This window comes from Acidobacteriota bacterium (genome assembly GCA_020845575.1).
GTDB lineage: Bacteria > Acidobacteriota > Vicinamibacteria > Vicinamibacterales > Vicinamibacteraceae > Luteitalea.
Genome location: JADLFL010000023.1, coordinates 1 through 15,575 on the forward strand (window position 1 = coordinate 1; position 15,575 = coordinate 15,575).

10 protein-coding genes and 1 tRNA gene are annotated in these 15,575 nt (G+C 67.5%); 10 read left to right on the forward strand and 1 reads right to left on the reverse strand.

Going from position 1 to position 15,575, the window contains the following annotated elements; genetic code table 11:
- Window positions 1-142: 142 nt before the first annotated feature.
- A complete protein-coding gene (locus IT182_06590) occupies window positions 143-2,425 on the reverse strand; it encodes a fatty acid desaturase (GenBank protein MCC6163000.1) in 2,283 nt (760 codons plus the stop codon).
- 315 nt (window positions 2,426-2,740) lie between these two features.
- Between IT182_06590 and IT182_06595 the strand changes: the two genes are divergently transcribed.
- From IT182_06595 to IT182_06640, 10 genes are all read left to right on the forward strand, one after another.
- A tRNA-Pro gene (locus IT182_06595) sits at window positions 2,741-2,817 on the forward strand.
- Between the two features lie 350 nt (window positions 2,818-3,167).
- Window positions 3,168-3,782 (forward strand): hypothetical protein, encoded by a 615-nt coding sequence (locus IT182_06600; GenBank protein MCC6163001.1) that lies wholly within the window; start codon window positions 3,168-3,170, stop codon window positions 3,780-3,782.
- Between the two features lie 103 nt (window positions 3,783-3,885).
- A complete protein-coding gene (locus IT182_06605; protein MCC6163002.1) occupies window positions 3,886-4,140 on the forward strand; it encodes a hypothetical protein in 255 nt (84 codons plus the stop codon).
- Window positions 4,115-4,675, forward strand: coding sequence for a hypothetical protein (locus IT182_06610; protein ID MCC6163003.1), 561 nt, complete (start codon window positions 4,115-4,117; stop codon window positions 4,673-4,675). The genes IT182_06605 and IT182_06610 overlap by 26 nt, the downstream gene beginning before the upstream one ends.
- A 382-nt stretch (window positions 4,676-5,057) precedes the next feature.
- Complete coding sequence (locus IT182_06615; protein MCC6163004.1) at window positions 5,058-6,767, forward strand: sodium:solute symporter family protein; 1,710 nt, start codon at window positions 5,058-5,060, stop codon at window positions 6,765-6,767.
- A 9-nt stretch (window positions 6,768-6,776) separates the two neighbouring features.
- On the forward strand, window positions 6,777-6,998 hold the full coding sequence (locus IT182_06620) for a hypothetical protein (protein MCC6163005.1): 222 nt from the start codon (window positions 6,777-6,779) through the stop codon (window positions 6,996-6,998).
- A 71-nt stretch (window positions 6,999-7,069) separates the two neighbouring features.
- Window positions 7,070-7,660: a YdeI/OmpD-associated family protein gene (locus IT182_06625; protein MCC6163006.1), complete on the forward strand. Its 591-nt coding sequence runs from the start codon at window positions 7,070-7,072 to the stop codon at window positions 7,658-7,660.
- 214 nt (window positions 7,661-7,874) lie between these two features.
- Window positions 7,875-9,254 (forward strand): MdtA/MuxA family multidrug efflux RND transporter periplasmic adaptor subunit, encoded by a 1,380-nt coding sequence (locus tag IT182_06630; GenBank protein MCC6163007.1) that lies wholly within the window; start codon window positions 7,875-7,877, stop codon window positions 9,252-9,254.
- Complete coding sequence (locus IT182_06635; GenBank protein ID MCC6163008.1) at window positions 9,251-12,358, forward strand: MdtB/MuxB family multidrug efflux RND transporter permease subunit; 3,108 nt, start codon at window positions 9,251-9,253, stop codon at window positions 12,356-12,358. Before IT182_06630 ends, IT182_06635 begins: the two co-directional genes overlap by 4 nt.
- Entirely contained in the window at window positions 12,355-15,477 is a 3,123-nt protein-coding gene (locus IT182_06640) for an efflux RND transporter permease subunit (GenBank protein ID MCC6163009.1), read from the forward strand. Before IT182_06635 ends, IT182_06640 begins: the two co-directional genes overlap by 4 nt.
- Window positions 15,478-15,575 lie beyond the last annotated feature (98 nt).

Genomic DNA, 15,575 nt, shown 5'->3' on the forward strand with positions numbered 1-15,575 from the left:
CGCGGGTCCTGTCGCCGGACAGCCCCACCCGTCCTCCTCGCCACAAGCACTTGTATGGGAGAGGCTCGTCGACACGGGCGGGGCGGCCCGTCCGGCGCCACCCGCGCGCGCCGTGCCCCCGTCCGACGTCCTCTCTCCTTCTTCAGAATTCGTCAGCGATGATGTCTTCCGGCTGGACGCCGAACTCGTGGCGGAGCATCTCTCGCGTGGCGTGGATCATGACGGGTGGGCCGCACAGGTAGTAGCGCGGCGAGGCCGGCGAGGCGTGACGCGTCAGCCATTCGCGACGCATCACGTCGTGGATGAGGCCGGTCGGGCCGTTCCACCCATCCTCGTCGAGCGGCGCCGACAGTGCGACGTGGAATCGGAAGTTCGGGAAGCGCACCTCGATGTCGCGGAAGTAGTCCTCGTAGAACACCTCCTGCCGTGAACGCGCGCCGTACCAGTACGTGACGCGGCGGCCCGTGCGGGCGACGTCGAAGAGGTGCGACAGGTGCGACCGAATCGGGGCCATCCCCGCACCGCCACCCACATACACCAACTCCCGCTCATCGTCTCGGAGCGTGAAGTCGCCGAAGGGTCCGCTCCCCGTGACGATGTCGCCGGGTTTCAGGTGCCAGACCCATGACGACCCGGCGCCCGCGTCGCAATCGAGGCCCGTCGGCGGCGTCGCGATGCGGACGTTGAAGCGGAGTTCGCGCGGCGATGCGCCTGGTGCTGTCGCAATCGAGTAGTTGCGGCGCAGATCGAGCGCGTTGCTCGTCCGCAAATCGAACAGGTGATGCGCGCGCCACACGGACGCGTACGGTTCGTCGACGGCAATGTCGGCGAAGCGCAGCGTGCCGTACGCGGGCACGTGCAGCTGCATGTACTGCCCGGGCGAATACGCGGGCACGCCATCGACGGGTTCGAGCACCAGCTCCTTGATGAACGTCGCGACGCTGCGGTTGCCAGTCACACGGAACTGGAAAGCGTTGGCTGTCGCATCAGCGCCGCGAGCTCGCGACGCGTCGAGCAGGATGCGGCCACTTTCCTCGCGCACCGGATGCGTCCGCAGCGCGACGCACACTGGCAGACGTCGCGGCTCGCCGCTGACGATGTCGAAGCGGCCGTTGTGTTTCGGACACTCGATGGTGGTGCCGAACACGAGACCGTCGGCCAGGTGCGTGTTGCCGTGCGTACACGTGCCGTCGGTGGCGTACACGCAACCGTCAGCGGTGCGGTAGACAGCGTACGTGTGTCCATCGTGGTCCACGCGCACCACGTCTTCAGTGTGGAGCGTGGCGCTCGTACACACGTCGAGCCAGCCATCGCCGGCGATCGACGGCGTGATGGCGGCGGCCGTCGGGCGCGTGCCGACGGGACGCGCGGCAGGCGGTAACTTGCGCCGCACGTACCAGCCCGGTTCTCGCACCTGCCGGAACAGCGCGGGAATGATCTCGCGATAGGCGGCAGTGAGGCTCGGATACGGTTCCGGACAGTCGTCCTTCACGACCGCATGCAGTCGCGGCAACTGGTGGTACGGCACCATCGGGAACATGTGATGTTCCGTGTGGTAGTTCATGTTCCAGTACAGGAACCTGTGCACCGCGTTCATGCGGATCGTGCGGCAGTTGAGGCGGTGGTCGAGCACGTTCTCGGCGAGCGCGGCGTGCTGCGTGAGGCCGTACACCGTCATCATCCACGCGCCGTACAGGTTCGGTCCGAGCACGAAGACCAGCGGCAGCCACGTGCCGTACCACACGCACAGGCCGAGGATCGTGAGTTGGATCGCTGCGTAGATGCGCGCGCGGAGGAACACCTTCGGGTATTCCGACGGCGGGATGAACGTCGCTTCGTCCGGCGTGACCCGGCCGACGCAGTGCAGCGCGATGTTGGTGACGTAGCGCCTCCACGCCTTGTGGTTGAACGCCTTGAGGACGATGCCGGGGATGTCGGGCGGACGCGGCACGGCGATCTCGGGGTCGCGACCGACGATGATGGTATCGCTGTGGTGACGGGCGTGGCTCCATCGCCAGGGGACCGACTCGCGCAGGACCATGAACGACGCGACTTCGTAGAGCGCGTTGTTCAGCCAGTCGGTGCGGAATGCAGTGCCGTGTCCCGCTTCGTGCCAGCGCGCATCTGACGCCGATGCGTACAGCACGCCGTACACCATCATGGGCAGCACGGCCCACCACGAGCCCCACAGTCGCCACGTGAGGTAGCCGCTCACGCCGATGAGCGCGAAGTAGAGGATGGTGTCGCGGATGGCCGGCCCGTCGCGCCGCTCAAGCAATTCGCGCATGACGTCGCGCGGGACGGGCGACGTATACCAGTCGGCTTCGGCCAGCCCGCGATCGACCGCAAGCGCCGCCTCGCGGCCGACGAGACTGTAATCCTTGCGACGCGCCTCCTCGGCGCCGACAACCGTCGCGCTTGGCATGAGGGACACAGTATGACCGGCAACCGGCAACCGGCAACCGGCACCCGGGCACCGACAAGGGCAAAGACGAAAGACTTGATGGAGCGAACTGGTTTCAACCCGTTCGTCAGCCACGACGCTGTGGCGCGCCAGGCAACCGAGAAGGCGACGCCGGGAATGCCGCGATGCCCGGAATGCCAGTCGTCGGGGCCGGGCTCGGAGAGCCGGCCCTACCCCTGCGGCGATATAGGGTAGGGTCGGCCCTCCGGGCCCGACCGCAGCGTGACGAGACGAGTGTTCGGCCAACCCGCCTGTAGTACGATCAGCAGCTCACCACGGGGCGTAGCTCAGCCTGGTAGAGCGCTCGCTTTGGGAGCGAGAAGTCGCAGGTTCGAATCCTGTCGCCCCGACCAGCCTCGCGTTGCTCGGCTCGTCGGAGCGACAGCCTTCAGGCATCGCGCGCAGCCTTCGGCCGCGCGCTCAGGCTCGAATCCTGTCCCCTCACGACCAGCTTCACGTGCCTCGGCTCGTCGGAGCGACAGCCTTCAGGCATCGCGCACCCATCGGATCAAGTCCATACTGCGGTGATGGAACTGTGGTGGCGCGGGTCGATTCATCCGCTTGAAGTTGCCATCGTCCTTTGCCTCGTGGCTGTCGTCGCGTGGCTCGTGTACCGAGTGGCCGTATGGGCGAGGCACGTCGAGCGCCGATAGAGAGCGGAGTCTGCGTTGGTGTGCGTCGCCGACGCACGAGGAGTGTGCGCATGGCCCTCTGCCTCCAGACGCTTGTCATCGTTGCGATCGCAGCCTCGGCAACTGCGGGCTGGGCGCAAGTCGTCGACCAGACACACGGCAAGCCGGTCAAGACGTCGCGGGAGTACATTTGCCATGGTGCGCCTGACACGTGGGAGTCCCTGATCGAGGCGTCCGACGTGATCGCCGTCGTGAAGGTCGCCTCGAGCGTGGCTGGTGAAGTCGCGTATCTGGGCCCCAACTTCAAGTCGGTGGTGACGGCACATGCCGTGACCGTGCAGCGCGTCGTCGTGTCCAACGGTACTCGCGCGCTTCCCGAGAGTGGCCAACTGCTCGTCCTGGTCCCTGGCGGCACGGTCGACAGAGGTGACCATCTCGAGCGAGTGGTGGTCAATGAAGGGGAACCGTGGCAGGTCGGAAACACGTTCCTCGTCGCCCTGCTGTGGGAGGACAGCTTTTCGGCGTGGCGGCCCGCCGCCTTCTTCGACACCACATTCCGGATGCTGCCGGATGGGACGCTGCACAGCACCCGCAACGGGCCGCTGGCTCGCGCGGCGAACAAGGCGACGCAGGCCGAGATTCTGAGCAGGTTGAGCGGAGAACCCGACACGACTGTGCCGAGGTGATCGCACTCGGGCAAGTACATCGTCTGGCCCTCACGGCATATCTGGCCCCGATGGATGCGTGAGCACCGGGCGACCCAACGGATGGTGGCGATACAATCGCGGAGTGATCACGCGGGGAATCAAGGAATTCGTGGCCAGGGACTGGCAGGCGGCGCGCGATCGCAAGGACGCCTACTGGGGCGAACGTATCGCTCGCCTGGGGCCACTCGAAGCGTTTCGTATCGCCGATCAATTGCGTCGACAGGCGATGCACCACGATCCAGCATGGCCGGACGCCGCGCTCCGCCAGACGGACCTCCTTGCCCACGCGCGCCTGGCCGAGTGTTTTCGCCGTGCCTGTCCAACCCGCCGCACTTGAGCTCCTGGCCTCCCTCGCGCCAGTGCTCGCGCGATGGGGACGGTGGTATCTGTTCGGCGCCCAGGCCGTGATCGTCTACGGCGTGGCACGCCTGAGTGCCGACGTCGACGTGACGCTGGCCCTCGAACCGGACGCGCCAGACCGCTTCGCTGTCGACATGCGGGCGGCGGGCTTCGCACTCGCCGTCGACGATCCCGACTTCGTCCGCCGCACACGCGTGATGCCGTTCGTCCACGTGGCAACGGGCATGCCTCTCGACGTCGTGTTGGCCGGCTCCGGACTCGAAGACGAGTTCCTGCAACGGGCCATACCGACCGACATCGGCGGCACGAACGTCCCGCTCATCGACGTCAGCGATCTGCTCATCGCCAAGGTGCTCGCGGGACGCACCAGGGATATCGACGATGCGAGAGCGTTGTGGCGCTTGCACAGCCCACGTATTGACGCCCAACGCATTCGTACGATGCTGCGTCTGCTCGAAGAAGCGTTGCGCCAGAGCGACCTGGTTTCCGCCTTCGAAGACATCTCCTCGTAACTGCCCATCGTGCGCGTCGACCACCTGCGCGACGTGCTCGCGCGTGCGGTCCTCACGGAGGGCGAACTCGCCTTCACCCGTTTCTCCGTGCCACTCCTGTCGCGCAACCGCGCCAGGGGTTGCCTCCATCTGACGAGAGCTCGCCTCAGCAGCGCGTCGGTTGCGCGGCTGGCGCCGGACGGGGCCGCCCCGCCCGTGCCGACGAGCCTCTCCCGTACAAGTGCGTGTGGCGAGGAGGAAGGGTGGGGCCGTCCGGCGACAGGACCTACGCAAGGGCCGCGCCCACCGACCCGACCGGTTGCCCGTTGCCGGTTGCCCGTTGCCGGACTAAGCTTCCGGCGCAGGCGCGCCTGGCGGCTCGCGGGAGGGATTCTTGGGCGGCATCCAACTGCACGCGGTCGACTACCTGATTCTGCTCGTCTACTTCGCCTTCGTGCTCGGCATCGGCTGGGTGCTGAAGCGCTACCAGAAGACGAGCGACGACTTCTTCCTCTCCGGTCGATCGATCCCGGCGTGGGTCGCGGGCCTCGCCTTCCTCTCGGCCAACCTCGGCGCGCAGGAGCTGATCGGCATGGCGGCGTCGGGCGCCAAGTACGGGATGGCGACGAGCCATTTCTACTGGGTGGGCGCCGTGCCCGCGATGGTGTTCGTGGGCATCTTCATGATGCCGTTCTATTACGGGTCGCGCGCGCGGTCGGTGCCCGAGTACCTCAAGCTCCGGTTCGACGAGAAGACGCGCGCGCTCAACGCACTCACCTTCGCCGCGATGACGCTGTTCTCGTCGGGCATCTCGATGTACGCGCTCGCGCGCCTGTTCGAGGCCATTCTCGGTTGGGACTTCAACGTCAGCATCCTCATCTCGGCGGGCATCGTGCTCGCCTACATCCTGCTCGGCGGCCTCACGTCGGCCATCTACAACGAGGTGGTGCAGTTCTTCCTGATCGTGCTGGGCTTCGCGCCGCTCGTGTTCCTCGGCCTGCGTGACATCGGCGGCTGGGACGGGCTCGTGGCGCGTCTCTCCACCGTGGCCACGAGCCGCGGGTTCGAACCCGGTGCCTGGACCGATTCATGGGCACATCTCGGCGCCGCGCAGAACAACCCGATGGGCGTCGAATGGTTCGGCATGATGATGGGCCTCGCCTTCGTCCTGTCGTTCGGCTACTGGTGTACGGACTTCCTCGTCGTGCAGCGCGCGATGGCGGCAGACTCGATGGATGCCGCGCGCAAGACACCACTCATCGCCGCGGTGCCGAAAATGCTGTTCCCGTTCCTCGTGATCGTGCCCGGCATGATCGCGATGGGCCTGACGGCCGACGCGATGAGTTCCGGCGGGTTCGCATTGCCGCCCAAGCCCGACGGCACGCTCGACTACGACATGGTGATCCCGATGATGCTCGGGCACTACTACCCGTCGGGTCTGCTCGGACTCGGACTCACGGCGCTGATGGCCTCGTTCATGTCGGGCATGGCCGGCAACGTGACGGCCTTCAACACCGTGTTCACCTACGACCTGTACCAGTCGTACGTGAAGCCGCACGCCTCCGACGCGCACTACCTGCACGTAGGCCGCGTCATCACCGTCGTCGGCATCGCGCTCAGCGTGGCGACGGCGTACCTGGCCGCGCAGTTCAACAACATCATGGACTTCCTGCAGCTCGTGTTCGCGTTCGTGAACGCGCCGCTGTTTGCCACGTTCCTGCTGGGGATGTTCTGGACGCGCGCGACGGGACACGGTGCGTTCATCGGCCTCATGAGCGGCACGATCGCGGCGGCGCTGCACCACGGACTCACGCTGCCTGTGGGCGCGGTGGCCGGGATCAAGGGCGGCTGGCTCGGCATGACGCACGCGTACGCCAGCGAGATGGCGCAGAACTTCTGGACGGCCATCTGGGCCTGGTCGGTCTGCTTCATCGTCACGATCGTCGTGTCGCTGGCGACAAGACGCACGAAGTCCGACGATGAGCTCACGGGGCTCGTGTACGCGCTCACGCCACGGCAACCGTCGGCACATCTGCCGTGGTGGCGGACACCCGAAGGCATGGGTATCGGCGTGCTGCTGCTCGTGGCCGCCCTCAACGTGGTGTTCTGGTAGGAGGCGCACATGGGACTCGACATCCGCTGGCCGATGGGGCTGCTGTTCCTGATCCTCGGCGCGATCCTCGTCGTGTACGGCCTCGTGGCCGACCCGGCCATCTACGCGCGATCGCTCGGACTCAACGTGAACGCGTGGTGGGGCATGGCGTTGGTGGCGTGCGGCGGGGCGATGGTCGCGCTCGCGCGGCGTGCGCGGAACCTTGCGGCCGGCAACCGGCAACCGGATTGATTGAACCGACGACAGCGATGTGAAGGCCGAAGGTCGATGGCCCAAGGCCCCGAGGCCCGCCCGATACCTGTATGTCAGCCCTCGTTCCCGAACCCGGCGACGTCAAGAGCTTCAAGAGCGAGGCCGCGCTCGAGACGTGGATGCGCCGCCATCACCAGCGCGCGCCCGAGCTCTGGCTCCGCGTCTACAAGAAGGACTCCGGCGTCACGACGGTCACCATCGCGCAGGCGCTCGACGTGGCGTTGTGCTGGGGCTGGATCGATGGCATCCGCCGGGCCTACGACGATCTGTCGTTCGTGCAGCGGTTCACGCCGCGGCGGCCGCGCAGCATGTGGAGTCAGGTCAACCAGGCGCACGTCGCGCGGTTGACGACGGCGGGCCGCATGACAGAGTTCGGGCAGGCGCAGGTCGACGCCGCGAAGGCCGACGGCCGATGGGATGCCGCCTACGCGCCCATCCGTGCCGCGTCATGGGAGAGCCTCCCGGCCGACCTCCGCGCCGCGATCGAGGCCAGCCCGCGTGCCAGGAAGGCGGTCGCGGACGTCAACCGCCAGCACCTGTTCGCCCTGGGATTTCGGGTGAACGCCATGAAAACCCCGGCCGGCCGAAGCCGAAAGATCGCCGCGCTCGTCAAGGATCTCGAGACTCGTCGCGCAGAGTGAGCGCGCGTGGCGGAGGTCGGGCCGGTTGCCGGCCCCCTATCTCAGCCGGCCTGAGGTACCCTGCATGGAGGGGTTTCAGGCCTGACGGCCGCCCCGGCGCATCCGCACACTACCCTGGGCAGGCCCCGGTCGTGGGCGAAGCACGACTGGCGACACGCGACCCGGCGCGGCGTCGTATTGGACTCAGGACAACCGGGGAGAACAGAACCTACACATGAACACGTCGGTGGAAGCACCGTCCAGGGCATCGCGCCTGGGCCAATGGATCATCGGTCTCATCCTGCTCGTGGGCGGCGGCACGGCCGTCTGGTACTACGGAGTCGGGCAACCGGCTCCGAACCAGGGCGGACCGGGCCGTTTCGGCGGGATGCGCGGCAACGAGACGCCGGCGGTCCGCGTGGTCGAGGCCGAGACACGCAGCATCGCCGTTTCCCTCAGGGCACTGGGAACGGTCACCCCCATCAACACCGTCGTGGTCCGTCCGCGGCTCGACGGCGAACTGGTGCGCGTGGCCTTCTCCGAAGGCCAGCGCGTCTCGGCGGGCCAGGTGCTGGCCGAGATCGACCCGCGGCCGTACCAGGTGGCGCTCGCGCAGGCCGAGGGCCAGCGCGCCGAGAACGAAGCTCGGATCACCAACGCCCGAACAGACCTGGCGAGCTTCCAGTCGCTCTACGAGCGGCAACTCATTCCCAGGCAGCAGCTCACGGCGCAGGAATCGCTCGTCAAGCAGATCGAAGGCACGATCCAGTCCAACGACGCGCAGATCAACAACGCCAGGCTGCAGCTCTCGTACACGAAGGTCGTCGCGCCCATCTCGGGCCGCCTCGGACTCCGGCAGGTGGACGTCGGCAACCTCGTTCGCAGCGGCGATGCCAACGGCATCGTCGTGATCACGCAGATGCAGCCGACCTCGGTGCTGTTCACGGTGCCGGAGACGGAACTCCCGGCCGTGCTCGAGGCGATGCGCGGCAAGGTCGCTCCACCCGTCGAGGCCTGGGATCGCGCCGAGACGACGCGACTGGCGACTGGCACGCTGCGCACCATCGACAACCAGATCGACACGACGACGGGCACGATTCGCCTGCGCGCGCTGTTCGACAACGCCGACGAGAAGCTCTACCCGAACCAGTTCGTCAACATCAACCTGAAGCTCGCCACCGTGCGCGCCGCCACGGTCGTCCCCGCAGCGACGATCCAGCGCGCGTCCTTCGGCACGTTCGTCTACGTCATCAAGCCCGATGGCAAGGCCACGATCCGCAAGGTCACGCTCGGCACGAGCGAAGGCGAACGCGTGGCGATCACCGAAGGCGTGGAGTCGGGCGAGCAGGTGGTGCTGGAAGGCGTCGACGCGCTGCAGGAAGGGACGACGGTGGAGATCGTCGGCACGGGTCCCGCGCCGCCGCCGTCCACCGAGATCCCCGTCGCGCAGCCGCGCCGCGGCCAGGGCGGACCCGGTGGAGCCCCCGGAGCGACGTCGGGTGCCGGTGCGGGCCAGCAGGCTCCCGCACAGCCCGCCACGCCGGCCGCGGGTCAGGGATCTGGTCAGGCGCCCGCCGGTGCCGCCTCCGGCCAGCCGAAGGCAGGCCGTCCATGAACATCTCGCGCCCGTTCATCCTGCGCCCGGTCGCCACGGCGCTGTTGATGGCGGCCCTGCTGTTGTCGGGCGCGCTGGCCTACCGGCTGCTGCCGGTCTCGGCACTGCCGCAGGTCGACTACCCGACGATTCGCGTCCTCACGTTCTACCCGGGCGCGAGTCCCGACGTGATGACGAGCGCCGTGACCGCCCCGCTCGAACGGCAGTTCGGGCAGATGCCCGGTCTCGAACAGATGTCGTCGACCAGTTCCGGCGGCGCGTCGGTCATCACGCTCCGGTTCTCGCTCGACAAGGCCATCGAAGTGGCCGAGCAGGAAGTGCAGGCGGCCATCAACGCCGCCAGCAACCTCCTGCCCAACGACCTGCCGCAGCCGCCGGTCTACAACAAGGTCAATCCGGCCGACACGCCGGTGCTCACGCTCGCCATCACGTCGCCGACGATGCCGTTGCCCGACGTGTATGACCTGGTGGACACGCGCGTGGCGCAGAAGCTGTCACAGTTGCCCGGCGTCGGTCTGGTGAGCCTGGCGGGTGGTCAGCGTCCGGCCGTGCGCATCCAGGCCAACCCGCAGGCCCTCGCGGCGCACAACCTGAATCTCCAGACCCTGCGCGCGGTGATCGCGGCCGCCAACGTCAACCAGCCGAAGGGCAACTTCGACGGCCCCGAGCGGTCGTACATGCTCGACGCCAACGACCAGCTCCGCTCGGCCGATGCGTATCGCAACCTGATCGTCGCCTACAGCGGCGGCGCGCCGCTCCGGCTGTCGGACGTGGCCGAGGTGGTCGACGGCGCGGAGAACACGCGTCTCGGTGCGTGGGCCGACGACCTGCCCGCCGTGCTCGTCAACGTCCAGCGCCAGCCCGGCGCCAACGTGATCGACGTCGTCGATCGCGTCAACGCGCTGCTGCCGGCCCTCACGGCCAGCCTGCCGTCGACGCTCACCGTATCGGTCCTCAGCGATCGCACCGACACCATCCGCGCATCGGTCTCCGACGTCCAGCACGAACTGGTGTTCGCCGTCGGCCTGGTCGTGCTCGTCACGTTCGTCTTCCTGCGCAACATCCCCGCCACGATCATCCCCAGCATCGTCGTGCCGCTCTCGCTCATCGGCACGTTCGGCGTGATGTACCTCGCGGGTTTCTCGATCAACAACCTCACGCTCATGGCGCTCACGATCGCCACGGGGTTCGTGGTCGACGACGCGATCGTGATGGTGGAGAACATCGCGCGCTACCTCGAAGAGGGCGCCTCGCCGATGGAGGCCGCGCTCGAAGGCGCACGACAGATCGGCTTCACGCTGGTCTCGCTCACGGTTTCGCTCATCGCGGTGCTGATCCCGCTGCTGTTCATGGCCGACGTGGTGGGCCGGCTGTTCCGGGAGTTCGCGATCACGCTGGCGGTGTCGATCATGATTTCGCTGGTCGTCTCGCTGACGCTCACGCCGATGATGTGCGCGCGCCTGCTGAAGGCCGAGCACGCCGAGAAGCACGGCCGCCTGTACCACATCACGGGCCGCTTCTTCGACGGCATGGTGGCCTGGTACGGCCGCATGCTGACGGTGTCGCTGCGCTACCAGACGCTGACGCTCTTTGTCGCGGTGGCCACGCTCGCGCTCACCGCCTGGCTCTACGTCATCGTGCCGAAGGGCTTCTTCCCCGTGCAGGACACGGGTGCCATCCAGGTGATCACCGAAGCGCCGCAGACGGTGTCGTTCGCGGCGATGGCGGAGCGGCAGCGCGCCGCGGCCCGTGCCATGCTCGAGGAAGACGACGTCAAGGGGCTGTCGTCGTTCATCGGCGTCGATGGCTCGAACGCCACGCTCAACAGCGGACGCATGCTGGTCACGCTGACGCCGCGCGCGGAACGGTCGCGCACGGCCACCGAGATCATCGCGTCGCTGCGCGAGCGCGTCTCGCGCGTGCCTGGCATCGCGGTGTACATGCAGCCAGTGCAGGACCTCACGATCGAGGATCGCGTGAGCCGTACGCAGTTCCAGTTCACGCTGGAAGATCCCGACATGACGCGCCTCAGCGAGTGGGTCCCCAGGCTGGTGACCAGGCTCCAGGAGTCGCCGCACCTGGCCGACGTGGCCAGCGACCTCCAGGATTCGGGGTTGCAGGCGTTCCTCGACATCGACCGCGACGCCGCGAGCCGCCTCGGCATCCGCGTCTCGGCCATCGACGATGCGCTCTACGACGCGTTCGGACAGCGCCTCATCTCGACGATCTACACGCAGGCCAACCAGTACCGCGTGGTGCTGGAAGTGGCGCCGCGCTTCCAGGTGGGTCCCGAAGCGCTGGGGCAGGTATTCGTCTCCACCGCCGACGGCCGGCAGATCCCGCTCTCCAACATCGCGTCGATCGAGCACCGCAACACGGCGCTCGTGATCAACCACTCCGGCCAGTTCCCCGCCGTGACGATGTCGTTCAACCTCGCGCACGGCGCGTCGCTCGGTGATGCCGTCGAAGCAATCGAATCGGCGCAGCGCGAGATTGGCATGCCGGCGAGCATCCAGACGAAGTTCCAGGGCGCCGCGGCGGCGTTCAGGGCATCGCTCTCCAGCACGCTGCTGCTCGTGCTGGCCGCGATCGTCACGATGTACCTGGTGCTCGGCGTGCTGTACGAGAGCTACATCCACCCGATCACGATTCTCTCGACACTCCCGTCGGCGGGCGTGGGCGCACTGCTCGCGCTGCTCTTCACGGGCACCGACCTCAGCCTGATCGCCATCATCGGCATCATCCTGCTGATCGGCATCGTGAAGAAGAACGCGATCATGATGATCGACTTCGCGCTCGACGCCGAGCGCAGCGAAGGCATGAACCCGCGCGACGCCATCTACAAGGCGGCACTGCTGCGCTTCAGGCCCATCCTCATGACGACGCTTGCGGCGCTCTTCGGCGCGCTGCCGCTCATGCTCTCGACGGGTTCGGGCGCCGAGATGCGCCAACCGCTCGGTCTCGTGATGGTGGGCGGCCTGCTCGTCAGCCAGGTACTCACCCTCTTCACCACGCCGGCCATCTACCTGTTCTTCGATCGCCTGGGCCACGCCTGGCGCGGCTCGAAGGCGCCGGCGCTCACTGCGGAGGACGTGACGGCATGAACCTCTCGGCGCCGTTCATCACGCGCCCGGTCGCCACCACGCTCCTGAGCATCTCGGTGGTGCTCATGGGCGCGATCGGCTACATGCTGCTGCCGGTGTCGCCTCTGCCGCAGTTGGACTTCCCGGCGATCACCGTGGGCGCGTCGCTGCCCGGCGCGAGCCCAGAGACGATGGCCTCATCGGTGGCGACGCCGCTCGAACGCGCGCTCGGGACGATCGCGGGCGTCAACGAGATCTCGTCGCAGAGTTCGCAGGGTTCGACGCGCATCTTCATCCAGTTCGACCTCGGCAAGAACATCGACGCCGCCGCGCGCGAAGTGCAGGCCGCGATCAACGCGTCGCGCTCGCTGCTGCCCAGTGCCCTGCCGGGCATGCCGTCCTACCGCAAGATCAACCCGTCGCAGGCGCCGATCATGCTGCTGGCGCTCACGTCGGACACCGCGACGACGAGTCAGCTGTACGACCTCGCGTCGACGGTGCTCGCACAGAAGGTGGCGCAGGTCACCGGCGTCGGCGACGTGACGGTGGGCGGCGGGTCGCTGCCCGCCGTGCGCGTCGAACTCCAGCCGCGCGCGCTCACGCAGTACGGCATCTCGCTCGACGAGGTGCGACAGGCAATCAGCAACGCCAACCTCCGCCGCCCGAAGGGCATGGTCGAGGACAGCGATCGGCACTGGCAGATCCAGGCCAGCGACCAGTTGACGACGGCCGACGCGTACCAGCCGCTGGTGATCGCCTACAGGAACGACGCGCCGGTCAGGCTGTCCGATGTCGCGCGCGTGTACGACGGCGTCGAGGATCGCTACAACGCCGGCTACTTCAACGACAAGCCGGCCGTCCTGCTCGTGGTGAGCCGGCAGGCGCAGGCCAACATCATCGACACGGTCGATGGCGTGACGGCACAGCTGCCCGCGCTGCGCGCGTTCCTGCCCGCCGGCGTGTCGCTCGACATCGCGAGCGACAGGTCGCCCACCATCCGCGCCACGCTCCGCGAGGCGCAGCACACGCTGCTCATCGCGGTGGGCCTGGTCATCCTCGTCGTGTTGCTGTTTCTCGCGAAGTTCCGCGCGGCGATGATTCCCGTGATGGCCGTCCCGGTGGCCCTCATCGGCAGCTGCGCGGTCATGTACCTGTGGGGCTTCTCGCTCAACAACCTCTCTCTCATGGCGCTCATCGTCGCGACGGGACTGGTGGTGGACGACGCGATCGTCGTCCTGGAGAACATCAGCCGGCACGTCGAGGAGGGCATGTCGCCGCTCGAGGCCGCGTTCACCGGCTCGAAGGAAGTCGGCTTCACGCTCCTCTCCATGAACCTCTCGATCGTCGCGGTGTTCGTGTCGCTCCTCTTCATGGGCGGCATCGTCGAGCGGCTGTTCCGCGAGTTCTCCATCACGCTGGTCGCAGCCATCCTCATCTCGCTGGTGGTGTCGCTCACGCTCACCCCGATGCTGTGCGCGCGGTGGCTCGTGCACCAGGGCGTGGAGCGGCCCGGGCGCCTCCAGACACTGAGCGATCGCGGGTTCGGATGGCTGCGCCGCGGCTACGGCCGCACGCTGGACTGGGCGCTCGCACACTCACCCATCGTGCTGATGCTGTTCATCGGGACGGCGGCGTTCACGGTGCACCTGTACGTGAACGCGCCGAAGAGCTTCCTGCCGCAGCAGGACACGGGGCAGCTCGGCGGCTTCATCCGCGGCGACGACGGGATGTCGTTCCAGATCATGCAGCCGAAGATCGAGGCCTATCGCAAGGCGGTACTCGCCGATCCGGCGGTGGAGAGCGTGGCAGGGTTCGTCGGTGGCGGACGCGGCATCAACAACGCCCAGATGTTCGTGCGCCTCAAGCCGCTCGACGAACGGAAGGTGTCCGGTCAGGTCGTGGCCGAGCGCATCAGGCGCAACACCCCCAAGGTGCCAGGCGCGCGGCTGTGGCTGAACGTGGACCAGGACATCCGCTTCGGCGGCGGGTTCGGCGGCGGGTCGTACCAGTACATGCTGCGGTCCGACAGCGTGACCGAACTGCGCGTGTGGGCACAGCGCGTGCGCGAAGCGCTCAAGCCGCTCCCCGAGATCACGGGTATCCAGGACGAACTGGTGTCGAGCCAGCAGATCACGCTCGACGTCGATCGCGAGGCCGCGCGGCAGCTCGGCGTCGAGATGTCCACGGTGACCCAGGCGCTCAACAACGCCTTCGGACAGCGGCAGGTCTCCACCATCTACAACGCGATGAACCAGTACCGCGTGGTGATGGAAGTGGCTCCCCAGTTCGCGCAGGGACCCGAAGCGCTGGACGCGACATACGTGATCACGTCGCGGGGCGACCGCGTGCCGCTCTCGGCGTTCAGCCGCTACACGCGCACGTCGGCCAACGACCGCATCAGCCGCAGCGGCCAGTTCGCATCGGAGAGTATCTCGTTCGAGCTCTCGCCCGGCGTGAGCCTGAGCCAGGCCGAAGCGGCGATCAACCGCGCGGTGGGCGTGCTCACCCTGCCAACGTCCGTGCAGGGCACCATGCAGGGCAACGCCAGCCTCTTCACGCGCATGCAGGGCAACCAGCCCCTCGCCATCCTCGGCACGCTGCTCATCGTGTACATCGTGCTGGGCGTGCTCTACGAGAGCTACCTGCACCCGCTGACGATCCTGTCGACGCTGCCCTCGGCCGGCGCCGGGGCGTTGCTCGCCCTGCTGCTGCTCAAGACCGAATTCAGCCTCGTGGCGCTGCTCGGGTTGTTCCTGCTCATCGGCGTCGTGATGAAGAACGCGATCCTGATGATCGACGTCGCACTGCAACGCGAACGCGAACACGGCGTGTCACCGGAGGTCGCCATTCGCGAAGCGTGCCTGCTGCGCCTGCGACCCATCCTGATGACCACGATGTCCGCCCTGCTCGGCGCGCTGCCGCTCATGCTGGGGACGGGCGAAGGCGCGGAACTGCGTCAGCCGCTCGGCATCGCGATCGTCGGCGGCCTCGTGGTGAGTCAGGTGCTCACGCTCTACACCACGCCTGTCGTCTATCTGTACCTGGAGAACATCCGCGTGCGCGTCAACCGCCGCCGCGGCCACAGCGTCGCCGACGAGGTCATCCACGATCCGAGCGTGTCAGACGCGACGCACGCGTAAGGGACCGGCAACCGGCAACCGGCAAGCCGGCAAGCCGGCAACCGGGATGAACTTCTTCCAGATGGAGGCCAGGGGCTTCAGCCCCTGGCTCCGACGAA

Bases quoted from the DNA above. Each gene is read 5' to 3' on its own strand.
- IT182_06590 (MCC6163000.1), bottom strand. From the start codon at position 2,425: ATGCCAAGCGCGACGGTTGTCGGCGCCGAGGAGGCGCGTCGCAAGGAT.
- IT182_06600 (MCC6163001.1), top strand. From the start codon at position 3,168: ATGGCCCTCTGCCTCCAGACGCTTGTCATCGTTGCGATCGCAGCCTCG.
- IT182_06620 (MCC6163005.1), top strand. From the start codon at position 6,777: ATGGGACTCGACATCCGCTGGCCGATGGGGCTGCTGTTCCTGATCCTC.
- IT182_06625 (MCC6163006.1), top strand. From the start codon at position 7,070: ATGTCAGCCCTCGTTCCCGAACCCGGCGACGTCAAGAGCTTCAAGAGC.
- IT182_06630 (MCC6163007.1), top strand. From the start codon at position 7,875: ATGAACACGTCGGTGGAAGCACCGTCCAGGGCATCGCGCCTGGGCCAA.
- IT182_06635 (MCC6163008.1), top strand. From the start codon at position 9,251: ATGAACATCTCGCGCCCGTTCATCCTGCGCCCGGTCGCCACGGCGCTG.
- IT182_06640 (MCC6163009.1), top strand. From the start codon at position 12,355: ATGAACCTCTCGGCGCCGTTCATCACGCGCCCGGTCGCCACCACGCTC.